Below are 18,477 nucleotides of genomic sequence, written 5' to 3'. Positions count from 1 at the left end.
GATCATGACTGCGATACCAGAATATTCCACGCCTCGCCCTGCCGGCCTTGTTGGTCTTTGCCGACGAGTGATCAAGTTGCCGGAGCGGATCCCGTTTTCGCTGGTCCAACTCGCGGCTCGAGTCGCGATTGCGCATGTCTTCTGGCAGTCTGCACAATCGAAGCTTGCGTCCTGGCCGGTGACGCTGCAGCTGTTCGCCAGCGAATACAATCTGCCGCTTATCGATCCGTCGATCGCGGCGCCGCTGGCGACAGCGGCAGAGATCACCGGGGCGATGCTGCTTTTCCTGGGGCTGTTCTCGCGCCTCGGTGCACTGATGCTGCTCGGCGTTGTTTCAGTGATCCAGATCTTCGTTTTCCCGGAGAACTGGGCCGAGCATTTGCTGTGGGCCTCGTTGTTGCTGCTGGTGCTTACGCGTGGTGCAGGGGTTTTCTCACTCGACTGTGTAGCCGATCGAATCGCTTCGGCCTCCAAAACCTGAACATTTCAGCCGAGGAGGCTGACCCGATGTGCATCTTCACCCGTGCTTTGATTGCCGAATGAAGGAGCGTTGTCCAACCCACTGGACACAGCGTTGCGGGCCGCCGTTCCTGAACTGACACCTCTCGCGTGGGCTAGGTGCAGCTCAAGGGTTGACACAGCGATCTTCGGTCTTGCGTCGCCAAGAATTCCGACAGCGGTCACGTTGCTGTAAGGCGGTAACGGGAACTCGGCGCGGGCGAATACGGATTAATGCAAGTCGTCTCGCCTCTTCGGACGAAGTTGAGCTCTCGCGCACCGGATCCACAAGAAAGTTCGCCAGCATGTCTTCAGTCGACTTCTCTCAAAAACGTCACTCTACCCTTCAAGTTTTTGCCAGCGCATGGGCGCCGTTGCCGATAAGGTTGATCGTGGGCTTTGGCTTCCTTGCCCATGGCTATGCCAAGCTCGGCAGAGGGCCGGGAAGCTTTGGCGTCGTGCTTCAGACACTGGGAGTCCCAGAGCCTCAAGCGCTAGCATGGTTGACAACGCTGGTTGAGCTTGTCGGCGGCGGTGCTGTGCTGGCTGGTGCATTCATTCCGATCGTCAGTGTCCCGATGGCGATCGCCTCGGCGATGAACAGGCGAGATAAACCAAGGCAGTGACATGCTCTCGATGGCTGAGGATAGGTGGCACCCCGCCGGCGCGTGTGCCGGCGGGATGGAAGCGTTGATTGTGCGCGAGGGCTGCTCACATCGCCATTTTTTCGCACTCAGCCTGGGCCTTCTTGGTCGACGTATCGATCATGTAGGTTTTGCCCTTGGCGTCGGTCATCATCATCATGCAATGCTTGATCGGCTTGGCCATTTTCATCATTTCGGCGGTCATTTTGGGATCTGGCATCATGGTGCCCATGTGCCCGTCCGGCATGATTGCTGTGACTTGCCCGCCCTTCATCATGGACATCGTGCCCATCGTATCCTCGGCGAATGCCAGCGAGGCGCAAAGGGCGGCGATGCTGGCGACAACAAAGATCTTGAACGAATGCATTCTGAATACTCCCATTTTTTGGGGGGCACAGTTGCCCCATTCGTGGCTTCGCCGAACATTGCCCTCAGTTACATCGACACGAAGATGTGATCGTATGGTTCCCGTTTGACTGGCGCCGAAGGCGGAACGGCGGACCTAAAGACCAGTTGATTCCGCCGTCATCGATATGTGCCAGTCATACTCCATCACCGCCTTGGCGAAGGCGGAGATGGCGGGCGAGGGTAGACGGTCGGCGACTGAGACCAGCGATACTTCGCGCACGATCTCGGGATCGACAACCAGCCGGTGGCAGACGCCCGGCTGGCTGGCCGAAAATTCGGCGATGAAGCACACCCCCATGCCGGCCGCGACCATGGCCAGGATCCAGTCCTCGCGTTCGCTGCGGTAGGCACTCTTTATCTCGAAGCCGAGGTTTTGGCAGAGCTCGTCGATATGGCTCCCGTATTCGCAGTTGATGCGCTCGAGATAGGGCTCGCTCCGCACGTCAGCGAGCTGCAGCGTGTTGCGCGTCTCGAAACGATGCCCGGTCGAGAAGGCGAGCCCGAAGCGTTCCATGTAGACCGGCTCGGCTTTCAGCCGGTGGTCGAACGGCTCGGGCCGCGCCAGCAGCGCAATGTCGAGTTTGCCTTTGAGCAGCAGGTCGGTGAGGTAGTCGGCGGCACCCTCTATCACGGTGACCTCGATGCCCGGGAAGCGTTCGCGAAAGGCGTTGAGGAAGCCGATAAAGCGCAGCGGGCCGATGGTGCACATCACGCCCAGCGTCACCGGCGCGGTCTCAAGCGACAGGAAGCTTCTGGCAGTGCGTTTGGCATGCTCCGAACGCTGCGCTATCTCATCGAGGTGGCTTCGCATCAGCCGGCCGAAATCGCTTAGCTGGACATGGCTCTTGTCACGATGGAAGAGCAGGCCACCGAGTTCAGCTTCCAGCTTCTGTATGGCGCGGGTGAGCGCAGGCTGAGTGATATGCACGAGGTCCGCCGCCTGACGAAAGTTGAGCGTCTGGCAGGCGGCCAGAAAATAACGAATTTCGTGCATTTCCATGACACATCCCCGCTGATGCCCGGCATGCATCGCCGCAATCAGAACTCGGCATTATCGGCGGGTTCTATCCTTAGGTAAACTTTCTCCCCTGTCCATGGCGAGACCATCTCAGTGGCCGAATCGGGTGTTCCGCCATGCCGAGTGTTTGGGACCGAGCCGGAGGAGAGAGCCGATGTTGGAGCGCAACAAGGAGACACAGCCCGACCAGGAAAAGCTGGAGGCGCTGCTTGGAAAGATGGTCGGCGATCTCGGTGCCATCACCACTGGGGCGGCGGTGTTGCTGGGCGACAGGCTCGGGCTGTTCGCGGCAATGAGCGAGGGCGGCAAGATGACCGCCGGGCAGCTTGCCGCAAGAACCGGCACGCAGGAGCGGCTGGTCCGCGAATGGCTTTCGGCACAGGCGGCCGCCGGCTATGTCGAATATGACGAGGCCGGCGACAGCTTCTACCTCAGCCCCGAGCAGGAACAGGTCTTCGTCGACGAGGACAGCCCCGCCTTCATGGCCGGCGCCTTCGAGGTCGTCTCGACGCTATGGCTTGACGAAGAAAAGGTGCGGCAGGCCTTTCGCTCCGGCAAGGGCCTGGGCTGGCATGATCACAGCGCCTGCCTGTTTCGCGGCACGGAACGGTTCTTCCGGCCCGGCTACAACGCCAATCTGATCGGCTCCTGGCTGCCGGCGCTCGATGGTGTGTCCGAGAAGCTGGAGCGCGGCATGGACGTCGCCGACGTCGGCTGCGGTCACGGCGCATCGACCGTGCTCATGGCCAAGGCATTTCCGAATTCGCGCTTCACCGGCTTCGACTATCATGCCCCGTCGATCGAACGGGCGCGCGCCGCCGCCAAGGAGGCCGGCGTCGCCGGCAACACGCGCTTCGAAGTGGCGGCGGCCAAGGACTTTCCAGGCACCTACGATCTCGTCGCCTTCTTCGACTGCCTGCACGACATGGGCGATCCTGAAGGTGCTGCCAGGCATGTGCACAAGGCGCTGAAGCCGGACGGCACTTGGATGATCGTCGAACCCTTCGCCCATGACAAGCTTTCAGCGAACCTCAATCCGGTCGGCCGCATCTACTACGCCGCCTCGACCTTCATCTGCACGCCTGCCTCGCTGTCGCAGGAGGTTGGGCTCGGCCTCGGCGCTCAGGCGGGCGAGGCAAGGCTGCGCAAGGTGGTGACGGGCGGTGGGTTCAAGCGATTCCGCCGCGCCACCGAGACGCCGTTCAACATGGTGCTCGAAGCGCGCCCATAAGCCCGGCTAAATCGCTATCTTGGAGGAAGACATGGCTGCATACAACGTCGTCCGGTTCCGCACCAAACCCGGCAAGGAACAGGCCTTCATCGAAGCCCACCAGAAGGCGAGCCTCGACGTCAACGGCTTCCGTAAAGCCGCGCTCATCCAGACCGGTGACCGAACCTTCTGCATTGTCGGTGAATGGAACGACATGGACAGTCTCGCCTCGGCGCGGCCGCAGATGATCGGTCTGTTGGACACCATGCGCGACATGCTGGAGGATCTCGGCGGCGACCTCGGCGTGACCGATCCCGTCTCGGGAATGGTCGTCGCCGACATCGGGACCTGAAGGGCCCAGCTGCGGCTTTGTGTGCACACTGCTCGACCGGGGCGGCGAGTCAAAAAAGGTTGGTGGTCAAGTCGGCCGGAATGACCGACATGCAGCGCAAAGAATACTCGCCTTTACGCACGCCGTTCTACGCTATAGGTGCGGTTTCGGTATCTATCGAGGTCGATCGCCTCTCCAGACCCAATCTCGGCGACTTGGATGGTCTCGCTGCGAACCAAGAAAGTACCGTCAAGACCTCCATAGCACAGCACGCTATGCGACGCCTAGAACTGCCTCGGTGTCGCCCTAGCCTCGCTTCAGCCGACTGCCTGGCTGATGGCGCGCTCAATAGCGCGATCGAAGCCCTCGGCAATTAACGTCACTGTGAGATCACCGAACTGGCAGGGCCCCCCCCCCGCGATCATCGCCTGGGTCGGAGATGTCTCTCGTACCGCCCGGTTATCCGGGTTGTCCTGCGGCTTCCAGAATGAGCTGGGCGATCTCGCCCGGATGAGAGATCAGTGAAAGGTGGCTTGCTTTCACTTCGATGGTCTTGGCGCCCATGCGCTTGGCCATGAAGCGTTCGAGATCGGGATTGATCGTCCGATCTTCCGTCGAAACGGCATAGAAACTCGGCTTCGACCGCCAGGCCGCGTGCATGGTCTTTCCCGTCAGCAGGGCCTTTTGGAACGGCTGCTGGACAGCATAGAGGACCTTGGCCTTCGCTTCCGGCAGATCGCCCGCGAAGTCACGCAGGAACGCCGTTTCGCTGAGACGCCCCTCATCACCGTCGAAGACGATTCCGGCGGAGGCCGGGGGCGTCGGAAACGTCTTCGCCAAGGCCGTGTAGTCCTCACCCGCATCCGGCGCCCGCGCCGCCACATAGACAAGAGCCGAGACGTTCGGATGAACGCCGGCTTCCGTGACGATCATTCCGGAGAAGGAATGCCCAACAAGCACGGTCGGGCCGTCCTGCCGATCCAGCACGCGCTGCGCTGACGCGACTGCTTCGGGTAGCGTCGTCAGGGGATTTTGCACGGAAGTGGCGTTAAGCCCTGCCGCTTGCAAGCGCGCGATCACCTCAGACCAGCATGAGCCGTCGGCGAATAGCCCATGCACGAGGACGACGTTGCGTGCGTTCGTCGAGACGGGGATTGCGGCCATGCCGCGGGTGGCAACCAGCGAAGCGGCTGCGCCGGCAGCCAGGGTGGCAGAAAAGGTTCGTCTGTTCATCATCGCCGGTCACTCCTTCACGGCAGGCGCCGGTGGAACCGGCAGGATAACTTCGGAGGCGATCTTCCAGTCTTTCGCGACCATTATCCAGTTCATGATCATCAGAAATGGCTTCGGCGTGCCGTCCTGACCCGCATATGAAACGGTAATGGTTATCGGCGCATATGATTCCGCGACGTCATGCGTGAGGCCAACAACTTTGAGTCTTGAAAAGTCCGGCTGAAGCACGACCGGCCCGGATGCAGCGATGGCGCGGAGTTTTTGATCGATTGCCTCGTTGCCCCAAAAGCCTGCCCAGTTCCCTTCTGATGACGGATTCGCGCTCTTTGCGACAATAAGGGCTGACGGCGATTGCCAGAACATCTCGTGCAGAGCGTTGACATCATGCTGATTAGCCAGCTCCATGACCTTGGTGAACTGCGACCTGATGATCGTCAGGGTCGACGGGTCCAGAGGATCTTTATGGTCGGCCGGTGCGGCGGAGACAGATTCATTGGAGAGGGCTATTAGGCCGATAGCGGCGGCAAAGAGCGTCCTGCGCATTTCAGTAATCCCTTATGTATCTCACGTTCATTTCGCTGATGGGAGCATCCCCACGCCGATCGTCGCCTACTGCAGGCGGCTCTACGCACCTTCGAAAGGAAAGGTTGGCCGCGGCCTCCCAGCTTTGATCGCATCCACGGCCGAGGCGATGCCACCCGTCGCGTCCCGCGAGTCGAAAACCGGCATTGCTATGTCGAGCATGATTTCGTCGGCCGCCGTGACCCCGCCATTCGCCCAGGCGCGCAGCAACACCTTGTGCGCGGCGTAGGCGCGGGTTGGACCCGTCGCGAGTTTTTCCACGAAGGCGCGCGACTCCGCGAGCAGGTCGGCGTCCGGGAAGACCTTGTTGACGACACCGGCGTGCTCCATTGCTGCGGCCGAGACCTGCTCGGACGTCAGTGCCCATTCCGATGCGCGCGCACGACCCGCCCGTTCGGCAACGCGGTAGATACCGCCGAGCAAAGTCACGATGCCCAGCGTCTGCTCAGGATGGCCGAACCGGGCCGAGCTCGACGCGAATATCATGTCGGCGCGCAAGGCGAGCTCAAGCCCGCCTCCGAAGCAGAGTCCCTGCACAGCCGCCACGACGGGCAACGGCAGACGCTCGAAGTGGTTGAACACCTCCATGTAGCGCTCGAAGGTCGCCCGGAGCTCCGAGCGGCTGCGCTCCGTCCAGGGCAAGATGTCGCCGCCAAAGCTGAAGTCGGGCCCGGCGGCGCACAGCAATACAGCCCTGGCCTCGCTGCCTGCAATACGCGCCATGGCGGCAGCGAGCTCTTCGACCATCTGGTCTCCGATGCGGTTCTGCGGAGCGTTGTCGAGTGTGATGATTGCGACACGATGGTCGATTGTGCAGGTCAGATGGGTCATGGCGAGTGCCTCATGCTTGCTGTCGGTGATGCCGATCACTGCGCCGGGACGGGAACGATGGCCGAGATGCGCCAGCCTTCGGGGGTGCGGATCGCGAATTCGTTGACCAGAAAGGTGTAGGTCGCCGCTTCCTGGTCAGCCGGACCTGCGGTGATGCGCGTCGGCGCGTAGATATGCGCCACGTCAGAGCCGAGGGGCATGACCCGGATCGCTTCCTCGTCTGGCTCGAAGCGCCAGGTCCCGGTGAAGACAGTACGGAAGTGATCGATGACCGCCTCGCGCCCCCAGAAGCGATAGGCGCGGGCTACGAAGTTCACGGGATCCGGCTGTCCCGGCAGTGCGCGCGCAAGCACAGCGTCGATCACGTCAATATCATGCGCGGTTTCGCCAGCGGCTTGGCGCAAGAACAGAGCACGAATTTCCTCGACGTCTGCCGCGTTGACCGCGGTGGAATGCTGGACATTGATCATGATCTCACTCGCCTCATTTTGGATTGACGTGAATTGCTACGACCGGTGAACGACGCTGGAGCGTAGAAGCGGGTCACCGAGATGCTCGCAAAACCACTCTGTTGCAGCGCCTTCGGCGAGCGAAAACTGGTCCAGATAAGGGTCGAAATGGCCACCCGCGATCAAGGCGAGGCGTTTGGGTTCCTGCGCGCGCTCATAAGCAGCAAGCGCCAGATCGGTCGCAGTCATGCGGTCGTCGCGCGCGACAATCATCAGCAACGGCGTCGGCGAAACGCGGGCAATCCAATTGCCGGGCTCGTAGATGCGCGCTGCCCGCGTCGAGCGAAGAGTGACTTCGTTTTCCCAAAGGCCTGCGGGAAGAGACTGAAGATAAAAATCAATGGCGTCCTGAGACCGGTAAGCGGCCGGTACCGAAGGTCGGCGCTCACAACGGCCTGCCGGCGAGGCGCCTCTCCTCGCAACTGTACTCTCTCATCCTCGTTGAAGGCACACTCCAATGTTGGCAGAGCGTCGGGCGAGATTCGTCGCAATCCCTGCTCATAGCCGCTGATCGTCGGAACTTGCGCAACGATGCAGCGCAGACGTCGATCTGTGGCACCCAACACAAGAGCGTGTCCGCCAGCGTAGCTCGTGCCCCACAAGCCGATGCGAGTTGGATCAACTTCCTGTCGCGCCTCGAGATAGGAGATTGCGCGACGCCAGTCCGCGACTTGCCGCCACGGATCGATATCCCCTCGAAGATCTCCCCCACTCGTCCCGAAATTGCGATGGTCATGGACCAGAACGACAAACCCTGCCGCGGCAAAGGCTTGGGCGAACCGTTCAATGCCGTGCTCCCTGGTTCCCGGCCAAGCCGTGGGCCATCGTAATGGCCGCCCGAGCGCCAGCGCCTTCTGGCACGAACAGCCAAGCACCGAGGTCGATTCCACCTTCCGCAGGCACCGTCACGTCAATTTTGCGAACCACGTCCGGTCTCCTAACGGCGCTTTCGTCATCGGCGCAATACTCGCTTCTCAACCTCGCCGCATGCCTTGACGGACGGCATGAACGTCCCTGTTGACATGCGTCGTTTGAACGGCGATAAATACCAGATGACCGGTCGTCTTCAATTAGTCAAGAGGGTTTTTCATGAAGTCTCATCCAGCCCGACGAGGCCCGAAGCCGAAGCCTGACACCCGGCACAATCTCGTCGCGGCGGGCATCCGGATGATTCACGCCGAAGGATATGCCGCTACTGGCATACAGAGCATCGTCGAGGGAGCCGGCACGCCCAAAGGGTCGTTCTACACCTACTTTGCCAGTAAGGAGGCGTTTGGGGCCGAGGTGATCGATGGATATTCTGAGCGCGGCCAGATCAAGCTGCGCGAGTTCCTATGTAATCCGAAGATCGCGCCACTCGCCCGGTTGGAGGCCTTTTTTGACGACAGGATCGAGAGTTTCAGGGCGTCGAACTATTCCCGTGGCTGCTTGATGGGTAATTTCAGCGCCGAGGCCGCAGATCACAGCTCGCTGATACGCGAGCGCTTGGCCAAGCATTTCGGGGCCTGGACCGGCGTAATTGAGAATTGCATATCGGAAGCGCAGGACCAAGGGGCGATTGACCGTCGATTTACCGCAGCGTCACTGGCGCACTTTATATTAAATAGTTGGGAGGGAACTCTATTGCGGATGCGCGCCGAAAAGAGCGACGGCCCTCTGTTGGATTTTAAAGAAGTCGTATTCGGGAAGATACTTGTATAAACCTTATGGTCCTAGTCTAATTATCGAGCTTCGAAAGCCGCTACGGTGATCGTCGCGGTCAGCGCAAGTCGAACTGTTTAGAGACGACAAAGCAAGACAAGAACTATCGACCATTGTCGCTAGAATAAGATCGCGTATGACCGTCAGAAAGTTACGCTTTTGATTTTAAAGGGAAAATCGCCGCAAAAAATATTTTGAGGTTTCACCAACTATCAGGACCAATCGGGCAATTTCTTTCACATTGGGACGTTGGGCCACGCGCCCAAGCAGTCTCGAAAAGTACCGTCATCGCTCCAACAAGGGCACTTTTTCATTGCAAAATCATTGGTTTTGGCAGGCCCGGAGGATGTGCCAGGCACGTTGATTTCATTGACTTTTTCGTGGGCCCAAATCAGAAATCTTTCCGTATGGTTCCGTATAGTTCCGCGACGGCCAAACAGTCGAATTCAGCGACCCATATGCCCCTTCGCGGACTGCTTCCGCGTGAAAAGAACGACGTGGATCCGCTGGGATCAAAACATACAAGTATTTGATTTGTCTAGTGAAACTTGCGCCCCAGCGTTGATGAAACTGAGAACTACGCTTTCGCCGGAGTGCTATGATTCCGGCCTGGATGTCACTTTCAGCGGTGGGCATCGTTGGCTCCTTTCGAAACTGTGCGGATGGACGCTGATCAACCCAATTTACAGAACACGCGCGACAGCCCGCAGGTCAATTCCTTTTTCTTCCTTCCCAACATGCCGTTGCCCACCGGCGCGCCGAGCCATTTATGCAAGCTCGTCACGAAGATGTCGCAGTCGAGCTTTCGGAAGCTGAGCGGCATCTGGGCGAAGGTCTGCGCTCCGTCGACCACGGGGATGATGTCATGTTCGCGTGCCAGGGCGCACAGATCCTCGACCGGCAGAAGCCGGCCGTTCCAATGGTACATATTGCCGACATCGCGCCCAATCTTCCACATCGACATCAGCTCGTCCTGCGCGAATGGCCGGAGAACTAGGCGAATAAATGCCACGGTGAATGCGGCCAACCACTCATACCCGCGGATACTGCTGCCCGCGCGCGTGAGGGAACCCTCAACGTGTATGCACCGTTAAGACGATTGCCAGGGAGAATCGCCATGAATAGCGCGGACCCGACCCACCGAATTCAGCCTGAAGTGCGCGCCGCAATTAGCGCCTTCCTCAACGAGGTCCAAAGAGACCCGAAATCATTTGCTCTCTCGGAAGCCCTAGCAGCAATAAGACAGATCTTTCCTGAACTGGAAATCTCCGACGCCGATCTTGCCGACGCCATCGCAAGCGAAGCTCTATCGGCTGGCGTCGGCATTGAGTTCGACGTGCTTAAGACGCGTAAGGCGCTCGAACGGAGGGCGATCGAGCGATGGGAGAATGAAGGCGGTGCTGGCGGAGGAAGGAAGAAGAACACAGATCGGGCTCAAAGCGACGCGGCGCATCGAGCTAAAACCACTGACACCAATGGCACGAGGCGACGGGCAAACGAATCTAAGGAGCGGCATCGGTTGATCTAGCCAAGTCACTTCCTTAAGCCGCCTCTTTCTTCCGCCGGCGTTCGTTGCGCTTGGTAGCCAAGGGCGGGCGCCGATCAAGAACTCCATCAACGCAATAGCGCCCCGTGTCTGACTCGAACTACCTCACTCTTTAAGACGTCATCGCTCACTACCGCGGACAGCTGAGCGAAGAGACGCTTCGCAACTGGCGTTGCATGTGGATCTTCAGCTCAGCGTCGTAACACTGGGCGAGCGCGCCACAGGGCGTCTTCGTACTGGGCTCATAGGCTCAATAAAAAGGCCGGACTGTTAAGCCCGGCCAATTATGCCACTACAGTCTCGATTTCCGCCAGCCAGCTTTGCGGGCGGCCGCTTCAGAGCAAAACCACCGCTCCCCCTTCCAAAGGCTTTTACGTGTCTGCCAGTAGTATTCCTGTCCGGGGAACATGGTAGATGCGCTCGCCTGTGTTGTAGCTGATATTCCACTTGATGTTGCAGCCTACGAGAGGTGGGCCGATTTCAAGGGTCAGCAAGCCGGCCAAGAATGCGCCGCCCGCAAAGATGGACACCCAACCACGACGGGTTGCCAGAACGACGACGGCGTTTGCCGGCGGTACCCTTGCGCCACTGTCCAGAGCGATTGTCGAAGGGGTGCTTGTCCACGCCCCTCTTTCCCCCAGGGCAGAATGCGACCTCTTACCGTTTGGAGTCCAGATCCGGCCCTGTGGAGCGCCAATGCTTGAATGTGGCACCGTGCTTTCATCCCCTACCGCCCTGAATTCCTGTATGCTTGGCGCAAAGGAACGACCAAAAATGGCCTTCACTGTCATCTGGTACGGAAGACAGGGCATCGTCGACAAGGAGACGTTCGACGCCGAGAAGACTGCGAAAGACCATGCAATCTCGATGTTCCAGACCCGAAATGGTGACGATGGAATCGTCGCCGTTGAAGTTCGTAACGACAACGGCGCTGTGGTCTTTAGCCATGCGGAGAGCTAGCGATGGCCATTCGGTCTCGCGCAGTCGCTACCCAACCGTAGGGCGGCTTCACCGGCCCTGTAGAGCCCTACAAGATCCAAGGGGCGGCCTGGGGACTTCCTTCACCGTTTGCAGAAGCACCTGATTCAGAGCCACCAGTGCACGGTGGCGATCTGAACTGACGAAATTCTCGGCTACTCTGTTAGCTTGATTTGCCTGCCGGCTGAATGTCGACTTTGACCCAAGCGGACATCGGCACTCATGCCACGACCACCCTACGCGGTAGCGACGCACCACCTCCACGATGCGGCATTGGGGCGGAGAGCCAGCGGTCGGCCTCAATATGTGCTTACGCTCGCGATCACGACTCACCGATGTCGACGACGGTCGCTAGGTCGCAGATCATCTGAGAGTGGAACATCTAGGGCCAGCCGTCCTGCGGATCAATTCCGAAGGATCCTTGGCTTCGGCCCCTGTCACCACATGTCCGAAGTCATGGCCAATGAAGACCAGAAGCGGCTTTGGCGTGCACTGGCGCAGGGCGCGACATCGGACTGGAGCCAGCTGTTTGCGGGCTACGCGTCCTGCATCGATTGGCCCTCGGCGTACTATTGGCGTGACCTGATTGAATTCTATCCGGACGCGCGGGTCATCCTGACGTACCGATCGCCGGAAAGCTGGTGGAAAAGCTTCGAGAAAACGATCCTGGCAGGCATCAGCCACAGCACGGATCAGGAGGCGTTGTGTCTTGCCTTGATCTCCAGGCAGGTCTTCGGCGGCCGGCCGCACGATCGCGCCAATGCCATAGCTGTCTACGAAGCCAATGTAAGGGCGGTCATTGCGACAGCGCCGCCGGGGTCAGCTGCTGATCCACAATCTGGGCGACGGGTGGGAGCCGCTCTGCCTGCATCTTGGCGTGCCAGTACCGGACCAGTCCTATCCCAATCGCAACAACACCAAAGACTTTCAGTCGGCTCTTGCACAGAACTAGTCTGACCATCTGCAATGGATGGAAGCAGACCTTCGGATCAAAGGACCGGTGACCGTGATGCGCCCACATGGAGACGTTCGCTGCTGTCCGGTTGTGCAAGCATCGTAAATTGCACCGTTACTAGGGCAGCCCGGCGGCGCGGAGAGCCTCGCCGAGCGAGACCGCGAGCGCCGGCGCGCAATTCACGCCTGAAAATTGCCTCGCTCTCGGCCCGCCCGTGTCGATGAATTTGCGACCTCAATCTGAGTGACCTATGCTCAAGCAATGCAACATCTCAGTTCGTTGACCGCCAGGCCCCCGCATGGATATTCCGACAAAGAACTCGATGCCTTTGTCGAGTTGGAGGGCGAAGTTTCCCACTATGGACTGCTTGAACGCATCAAGGGTGCGCGGGGCCTAGTCATGCTCTATGACGGTAAGAAGCTGGTCGGAACTGCGGCGATTAAAAATCCAGAGCCGGACTATCGAACCGCCGTCTTTGCCAAGTCGAAATCAAATGCGGACGCCGCCGCCTACCCAGTCGAACTAGGGTATGTGGTCGTCGCAGAAAGCCATCGCCGTCATAAATTGGGCTGGCGTCTCGTCGACGCGGCGCTGTCATTCGCAAGCGGATCAGCCGTGTTCGCTACAACACACAGCAATAATGCCGCCATGCGGCGAATCTTGCCGGCTCGCGGTTTCACGGCCAACGGGTCTCCCTACCCGTCCACCGAACATCCCGGTCAGGAGATTCATCTGTTCCTTCGTGGGTAAGCGCCCTGAGGACCGAACTTGGCCCTATAGCCCGAGCACGCGGTCTTGTTCGACTTGCGGCAGAAAGCTTAGGATCCCTCGAGGAACGACTGCAGCGCCAACCGGGCCGATCCGCCGGTAACGTGCAGAGCCTACGAGGCGCAGCATGGCTAACCCCTCGCCCCTCATGCAACTGACGCGACCGGCGAGTACCGGACTGGGGCGCCGGCAGAGATGAAGATTCGCGACCCTATCGTGATGGTCAGCGGCGATGGCGAACGCGAAGCAGTGCCGGCTTTCCTCTATGTGTATATAGAAGACACTGACGAAACATACCGGCGTGCAATCGGTGCGGCGGAGAGTCGATTGAGGAACCTAAGGACACGCCTTATGGCGACCGACGAGCGATGATGCAGGATGCGTGGGGGAATAGATGGCAGATCGCGACACATCGGGAAGACTTGTCAGCCAACGAAATTTGAGAATGCATGCGCGGAAGCTGACTTGTTCCGGTTGGGGTGAGTCCTGTCCAACCGCTCCGCCCTAGCGTGTTAACGCTAATCAGAGGCACGGACACATCAATCTTCTTTAGCGGACTTTGTCGAACCGGCCAGCATCATCGCCCAATTTTTCTTGAGTTCGGCCTTGGTCTTTTCATCAACCTTGGCAGCAGGACCCATGTTGATCTGCCCCCCACGTCACCCTTGTCTTCTTCCCGTCCGAGTCGAGCGTAGCGGAAATCGATCTAGCTCGGATCACTCCTGGCCTTGAAGCGTGCAGCCTCTTCCGAACCGCGGGTGGCGTCGCCGGCGCTGTAGGAATGCGCGCCAGCGCCGGCGAGCTTGCCGCCATCGACGATCAGATATTCCTCACGGATCGGCCGGCCTTCGAACCAGCATTCGAGAATTTCGCGGGTGCCCGCGGCATAGCGCGCCTGGGCGGAGAGCGACGATCCTGAAATGTGCGGCGTCATGCCGTGATGCGGCATCGATCGCCACGGATGATCCTTGGGAGCCGGCTGCGGGAACCAGACGTCGCCGGCATAGCCAGCGAGTTGGCCACTCTCCAGCGCGCGGGCGATGGCGTCACGATTGCAGATCTTGCCGCGCGCCGTGTTCACCAGATAGGCGCCGCGTTTCATCCTGGCGATCATCGTCTCGTCAAAGAGGTTTTCCGTCTCCGGATGTAGAGGCGCATTGATCGTCACCACGTCGCAGACGCCGACCATGGATGCGGGGTCCTGGTGGAAGGTGACGCCAAGTTCTTTCTCGACCGCCTCAGGCAGGCGGTGGCGATCGGTATAGTGCAACTTGACGTCGAACGGCTTCAGCCGGCGCAACACCGCGCTGCCGATCCGGCCGGCACCGACGGTTCCGATCTGCATTCCCTCGACATCGTAGGCGCGTGCGACGCAGTCGGCGATATTCCAGCCGCCTTTCACGACCCACTGGTAGGACGGGATGTAGTTGCGCACGAGCCCCAGGATCATCATGACCACATGCTCGGACACGCTGATCGAATTGCAGTAAGTCACCTCGGCGACCGTGATGCCGCGGTCCATGGCGGCCTGAAGATCGACATGGTCGGATCCGATGCCGGCGGTGATCGCAAGCTTCAGTCTGCTTGCCTTGGCTATTCGTTCTTCGGTCAGATATGCCGGCCAGAACGGCTGCGAGATCACGATTTCGGCGTCAACGAGTTCGCGTTCAAAAATGCTGGCGGGGCCGTCTTTGTCTGAGGTCACCACCAGGCTGTGGCCCGCGCTTTCGAGAAATTTCCGGAGACCCAGTTCGCCGGACACGCTGCCGAGCAGGATCCCCGGTTCAAAGTCGATGGCCTTCGGCGTGGGAAGTGTCTGGCCGCCGGGATAGCGATCGAGCTTTGGTAGGCCGTCCCGCGCATATTTTGTCGGATAACCGTCGACCGGATCGTCATAGAGGACGCAAACGACCTTTGCCATTGTGTATCTCCCTTCGTCTGACAACGAAGAGGAAAACGCCCTGTTGTTAAAGCTGCCGGCCAACGATGGTCGGCACGGAGATGCTCTGTTGAATTGCTGGTGGGGAGCAGACTCATCTGCCGGCGCCTCCTCATTCGGAAAGTTGTGCGCTATTGCGTATTACATGGAAGACCCGGGCATGGTTTCAAGTGCTGCGGGCGGCACTGGTGCAGCGTTCGAGTCCTTTATTTCAGACGGCGCGCCACGGTCTGCGGACAACAAATGCTTGATGCGGACACTTCAGAATTGCCGAGGTTGGGCACCGTGCATCATGATCACTGGCAGGCTCCGACTTCGCAGGCCTCAAGGGCTTCTGCATCCCCTCAAAGATTGCAAACAACCTGTTAGTCAGCGCTTATCAAGCAGAGGAATCTCGCATCGCTTGCCGCTCAGACGGTATTGCTAAGCCAGTTTGCAACGCTCACCGATGTCACCTGGAAATGGCGAAAGTGACGAGACAGACAGGCAGCTTATGCAAGTCCTGATCAAGTTCGAGTTGCGGACGCACTAGTGGTCAAAATCTGACGCTTGGTACCGGGGTCGTAAGCCCGCTCAGGGTGGAACTCCGCCGTTCCCTGTCGTCGATAGGAACCGGCAAGTTGCGCCATTTCGCGACATTCATGGTGCTTCTCAAAAGCTGCCCTTCACGCAGCGGCTTGAATGGAACCCGATGCTGTCATTCGCAATCGTCGAGCCAATGGCAAAACACTGGATGTCTTGGACCTTGGTAATACGCCCGCTCCCGGCATCAGTGCGTCGAACTATGTGAATTTCAGGCGAGTGATTCGATCGGCAATCCGGCGGTTTTCCATTCCGGATAGCATGTGAGATATGGGAGTTGTTCACGTCACACGCCGGCGGTGCGGTGCCGCATCGGGATGCCGCATCCGGAATGTCAACCTGCATGACGCGTGGCGGTGCGGGAGACCGGCATGATGTGGGCGAACATGCTGCGGGCGTTCCAGGTCGGGAAGGCTCTTGCGAGCGACAGGTCGCCGTCGAGCTGGATGCGGTCCTCGCGGGTGGCTTGGGACCAACTGAGCTGGCCGGCGTGCCATTTGACGAAAGCTTCGGCTTCCGCCGTGATGTAGAGGTCCTCGTCGAAGCCAGGGTAAGTCTTGCAGATCTCGGTGTCTCCGAGCTCGATGAGTAGCCAATAGCGCTCCCGGTGTGGGCGGCCGGTGAAGTCGAAGCGGATGACAACACGTCGATCCGGGAGCCGGTCCCGGCGAAGCGCGTTGCTCATGGACCACAGGGCCACAAAGGGGTCTAGGTGCTGGGGGGCGATCTCGAGCCAATGCGCACCCCACTCGCCGAGCGACTGGCAGACCGTGAAGAGCTCGTGGCCCGCCGAAGTGAGCTCGTAGTGGCGCCCGCGCCCGTCCGGCTTGGGTGCCGACTCGACGACACCGAGCCGTTCGAGCTGCTTGAGCCGCTCTGAGAGCAGCGTACGGGAGAGTCCGGGCGCGCCCTCGAGGATCTCGCCGAAGTTTCCGCAGCCAAGGTGCAGGTTGCGGATGATCAGCGGTGTCCAGCGCTCGGCGAAGATCTCGGCGCCACGAGCGATGGGGCAATACTGGCCGTATGTCCTCATGACAGACGTCCTCACAACAGCAGTGTTGCGCATCCGCCTCCGATTGTGGAGTCCAGATTGTTGACTATACGGCAGCGGCCCGCCGTGGTCCGATGTGGCCTCTCTCGACGAGAGGAGGACACGATGACGACACCTATGACGACAACAACGTACGCAGAAGCCGACCACGGGAGCATGCAGCCAACCGTCGTGGAAATCGACGGGTTCCGAGGCCGGCTGATCAATGCCAGCCACGCCGACTACGATGTCACCCGTGCAATCTGGAACGGCGCCATTGACCGGCGCCCGCATCTGATCGCCCGATGCATCGGGACCGCCGACGTAGTCGCGGCCGTGCGTTTCGCTCGCGACCACGATCTGGAAATCGCCATACGGGGCGGAGGCCACGGCGTGGCGGGCACCGCCGTTTGCGACGACGGGATCGTCATCGACCTCTCGGCGATGCGGGGCGTGCGGGTCGATCCCGCCGGCCGCAGGGCGTGGGTGCAGGGTGGCGCGCTGTGGGGCGACGTCGACCGCGAAACACAGGCGCACGGCCTGGCCACCACCGGCGGAATCGTGAGCCATACCGGAGTCGCCGGGCTCACCCTCGGCGGTGGCATCGGCTGGCTGATGCGCAAGCATGGCCTCGCGGTCGACAACCTCCTCGCTGCCGACGTCGTGAAGGCCGACGGCGAGCGGCTGCGGGCGTCCGAGGACGAGCACCCCGACCTGTTCTGGGCGTTGCGCGGCGGCGGCGGCAACTTCGGGGTGGTCACCTCGTTCGAGTTCCGCCTCCATCCCGTCGGCCCCACCGTTCTGGCTGGACCCATCCTCTGGGACGCGAGCGACGCCGGGGAGGTCCTCCGTTTCTACCGCGACTTCATCCGCGACGCTCCCGACGAGCTCGGCACGATCGTAAAATTCTGCACCGTGCCGCCTCTATCGGTCATCCCCAAGGAACTGCACTGGCGCCCGGTGGTGATGGTGGGCGCGTGCTACGCCGGGCCGATCGAGGACGGTGAGAAGTCGCTCCGCCCGCTCCGCGCATTTCGGACTCCCCTCCTCGATCTGGCCGGGCCCAAGCCATACGTGGTATTCCAGAGCGCGCTCGACTCGACCGTCCTCCACGGTTGGAACTACTACTGGAAGGCCACCCACCTACCCGCGCTCCGTGACAACCTCATCGACATGATTGCCGGGCACGCGTTCTCCTGCTCGTCGCCGCGGTCGTATGTGGCAATGTTCCATCTGAAGGGGGCGGTGAGCCGAGTGGCCGAGGGCGCGACGGCGTTCGGGAACCGGCAAGCGTCGCACGCGATCATCGTCCACGCTGCGTGGCGGCCCGGCGAGGACTTCGGCGACCGAGAGACAGCTTGGACGAGGGGGTTCCTCGCCGCCCTTGGCCCCTTCCGCGAAGGCGTCTACGTCAATTTCCTCGGCGGCGACGAAGACCCGGGCCGGGTCCGCGAGGCGTACGGCGACTCCGTCTTTGACCGGCTGGCTGACGTGAAGTCCTCGTACGACCCCGACAACGTCTTCCACCATAACCAAAACATTCGCCCGGGGCTGAGTGCCGGTGTGAGCGGTTCCGACGGCGCGGGCGATATTTGATAAATTTGGGATGGTGTTGGATGGGTGCGACGCTGCCGGAGGCGCCTGGGCGAGTGCATAACCGGGCGCTAGGGCTGCGCGGCCGTGAATGACCGGTATCGGCGAAAGCGAACGCCGG

At 60.4% G+C, this 18,477-nt stretch carries 21 protein-coding genes; 10 read left to right on the top strand and 11 right to left on the bottom strand.

Annotation, left to right across the window (positions count from 1 at the left end):
• Positions 1 to 4: 4 nt before the first annotated feature.
• Positions 5 to 481 (top strand): DoxX family protein, encoded by a 477-nt coding sequence (locus JQK88_RS23885; RefSeq protein WP_203279616.1) that lies wholly within the window; start codon positions 5 to 7, stop codon positions 479 to 481.
• A gap of 322 nt (positions 482 to 803) precedes the next feature.
• On the top strand, positions 804 to 1,124 hold the full coding sequence (locus tag JQK88_RS23880) for a DoxX family protein (protein WP_203279615.1): 321 nt from the start codon (positions 804 to 806) through the stop codon (positions 1,122 to 1,124).
• A gap of 85 nt (positions 1,125 to 1,209) precedes the next feature.
• Here the strand turns inward: JQK88_RS23880 and JQK88_RS23875 are convergent, their stop codons facing one another.
• The gene (locus JQK88_RS23875) at positions 1,210 to 1,509 is read right to left on the bottom strand and encodes a hypothetical protein (RefSeq protein ID WP_192247678.1); all 300 of its coding nucleotides are present in this window, start codon (positions 1,507 to 1,509) and stop codon (positions 1,210 to 1,212) included.
• 135 nt (positions 1,510 to 1,644) lie between these two features.
• The gene (locus JQK88_RS23870) at positions 1,645 to 2,550 is read right to left on the bottom strand and encodes a LysR family transcriptional regulator (protein WP_203279614.1); all 906 of its coding nucleotides are present in this window, start codon (positions 2,548 to 2,550) and stop codon (positions 1,645 to 1,647) included.
• Positions 2,551 to 2,722: 172 nt separating this feature from the next.
• Between JQK88_RS23870 and JQK88_RS23865 the strand changes: the two genes are divergently transcribed.
• Together JQK88_RS23865 and JQK88_RS23860 are read left to right on the top strand one after the other, a co-directional pair.
• The gene (locus JQK88_RS23865; RefSeq protein ID WP_192247682.1) at positions 2,723 to 3,799 is read left to right on the top strand and encodes a class I SAM-dependent methyltransferase; all 1,077 of its coding nucleotides are present in this window, start codon (positions 2,723 to 2,725) and stop codon (positions 3,797 to 3,799) included.
• A gap of 31 nt (positions 3,800 to 3,830) precedes the next feature.
• Entirely contained in the window at positions 3,831 to 4,130 is a 300-nt protein-coding gene (locus JQK88_RS23860) for a putative quinol monooxygenase (RefSeq protein ID WP_192247685.1), read from the top strand.
• 438 nt (positions 4,131 to 4,568) lie between these two features.
• On the opposite strand, the gene JQK88_RS23855 is transcribed toward JQK88_RS23860, so the two are convergent.
• The 6 genes from JQK88_RS23855 to JQK88_RS37525 all read right to left on the bottom strand — a co-directional run bounded on the left by JQK88_RS23855 (position 4,569) and on the right by JQK88_RS37525 (position 8,139).
• Positions 4,569 to 5,345, bottom strand: coding sequence for an alpha/beta fold hydrolase (locus tag JQK88_RS23855; protein WP_192247686.1), 777 nt, complete (start codon positions 5,343 to 5,345; stop codon positions 4,569 to 4,571).
• Between the two features lie 6 nt (positions 5,346 to 5,351).
• On the bottom strand, positions 5,352 to 5,885 hold the full coding sequence (locus JQK88_RS23850; RefSeq protein WP_192247688.1) for a hypothetical protein: 534 nt from the start codon (positions 5,883 to 5,885) through the stop codon (positions 5,352 to 5,354).
• Positions 5,886 to 5,966: 81 nt separating this feature from the next.
• Entirely contained in the window at positions 5,967 to 6,755 is a 789-nt protein-coding gene (locus JQK88_RS23845; protein ID WP_192247690.1) for an enoyl-CoA hydratase/isomerase family protein, read from the bottom strand.
• Positions 6,756 to 6,790: 35 nt separating this feature from the next.
• Positions 6,791 to 7,225, bottom strand: coding sequence for a YybH family protein (locus JQK88_RS23840; RefSeq protein ID WP_192247692.1), 435 nt, complete (start codon positions 7,223 to 7,225; stop codon positions 6,791 to 6,793).
• A gap of 36 nt (positions 7,226 to 7,261) precedes the next feature.
• On the bottom strand, positions 7,262 to 7,483 hold the full coding sequence (locus tag JQK88_RS23835; protein WP_210388377.1) for an alpha/beta hydrolase family protein: 222 nt from the start codon (positions 7,481 to 7,483) through the stop codon (positions 7,262 to 7,264).
• Positions 7,477 to 8,139 (bottom strand): alpha/beta hydrolase, encoded by a 663-nt coding sequence (locus JQK88_RS37525; protein ID WP_376740449.1) that lies wholly within the window; start codon positions 8,137 to 8,139, stop codon positions 7,477 to 7,479. Before JQK88_RS37525 ends, JQK88_RS23835 begins: the two co-directional genes overlap by 7 nt.
• A gap of 214 nt (positions 8,140 to 8,353) precedes the next feature.
• On the opposite strand from JQK88_RS37525, the gene JQK88_RS23825 reads away from it, so the two are divergent.
• Complete coding sequence (locus tag JQK88_RS23825) at positions 8,354 to 8,965, top strand: TetR/AcrR family transcriptional regulator (protein ID WP_192247695.1); 612 nt, start codon at positions 8,354 to 8,356, stop codon at positions 8,963 to 8,965.
• A gap of 673 nt (positions 8,966 to 9,638) precedes the next feature.
• On the opposite strand, the gene JQK88_RS36400 is transcribed toward JQK88_RS23825, so the two are convergent.
• Positions 9,639 to 9,992: an aminotransferase class V-fold PLP-dependent enzyme gene (locus tag JQK88_RS36400; protein ID WP_246749997.1), complete on the bottom strand. Its 354-nt coding sequence runs from the start codon at positions 9,990 to 9,992 to the stop codon at positions 9,639 to 9,641.
• Positions 9,993 to 10,082: 90 nt separating this feature from the next.
• On the opposite strand from JQK88_RS36400, the gene JQK88_RS23815 reads away from it, so the two are divergent.
• The 4 genes from JQK88_RS23815 (at position 10,083) to JQK88_RS23800 (ending at position 13,194) form a co-directional block, all read left to right on the top strand.
• Complete coding sequence (locus JQK88_RS23815) at positions 10,083 to 10,493, top strand: hypothetical protein (RefSeq protein WP_192247697.1); 411 nt, start codon at positions 10,083 to 10,085, stop codon at positions 10,491 to 10,493.
• A 792-nt stretch (positions 10,494 to 11,285) separates the two neighbouring features.
• Positions 11,286 to 11,471, top strand: coding sequence for a hypothetical protein (locus JQK88_RS23810; protein ID WP_203279611.1), 186 nt, complete (start codon positions 11,286 to 11,288; stop codon positions 11,469 to 11,471).
• A 462-nt stretch (positions 11,472 to 11,933) separates the two neighbouring features.
• A complete protein-coding gene (locus JQK88_RS37815) occupies positions 11,934 to 12,446 on the top strand; it encodes a sulfotransferase family protein (RefSeq protein WP_446669882.1) in 513 nt (170 codons plus the stop codon).
• A 241-nt stretch (positions 12,447 to 12,687) separates the two neighbouring features.
• Positions 12,688 to 13,194, top strand: a complete 507-nt coding sequence (locus tag JQK88_RS23800; RefSeq protein WP_203279610.1) for a GNAT family N-acetyltransferase — start codon at positions 12,688 to 12,690, stop codon at positions 13,192 to 13,194.
• Positions 13,195 to 13,918: 724 nt separating this feature from the next.
• On the opposite strand, the gene JQK88_RS23795 is transcribed toward JQK88_RS23800, so the two are convergent.
• Positions 13,919 to 15,133: an NAD-dependent formate dehydrogenase gene (locus JQK88_RS23795; RefSeq protein WP_203279609.1), complete on the bottom strand. Its 1,215-nt coding sequence runs from the start codon at positions 15,131 to 15,133 to the stop codon at positions 13,919 to 13,921.
• A gap of 934 nt (positions 15,134 to 16,067) precedes the next feature.
• Positions 16,068 to 16,766, bottom strand: a complete 699-nt coding sequence (locus JQK88_RS23790; protein ID WP_192247706.1) for a winged helix-turn-helix transcriptional regulator — start codon at positions 16,764 to 16,766, stop codon at positions 16,068 to 16,070.
• Positions 16,767 to 16,889: 123 nt separating this feature from the next.
• On the opposite strand from JQK88_RS23790, the gene JQK88_RS23785 reads away from it, so the two are divergent.
• Positions 16,890 to 18,359 carry an FAD-binding oxidoreductase gene (locus tag JQK88_RS23785; RefSeq protein WP_203279608.1) on the top strand — a complete coding sequence of 490 codons (1,470 nt, stop codon included), beginning with the start codon at positions 16,890 to 16,892 and terminating at the stop codon, positions 18,357 to 18,359.
• Positions 18,360 to 18,477: the final 118 nt, after the last annotated feature.

The organism is Mesorhizobium caraganae (assembly GCF_016836705.1).
Lineage (GTDB): Bacteria > Pseudomonadota > Alphaproteobacteria > Rhizobiales > Rhizobiaceae > Mesorhizobium > Mesorhizobium caraganae.
This window is presented reverse-complemented; position numbering and strand designations above follow the sequence as displayed.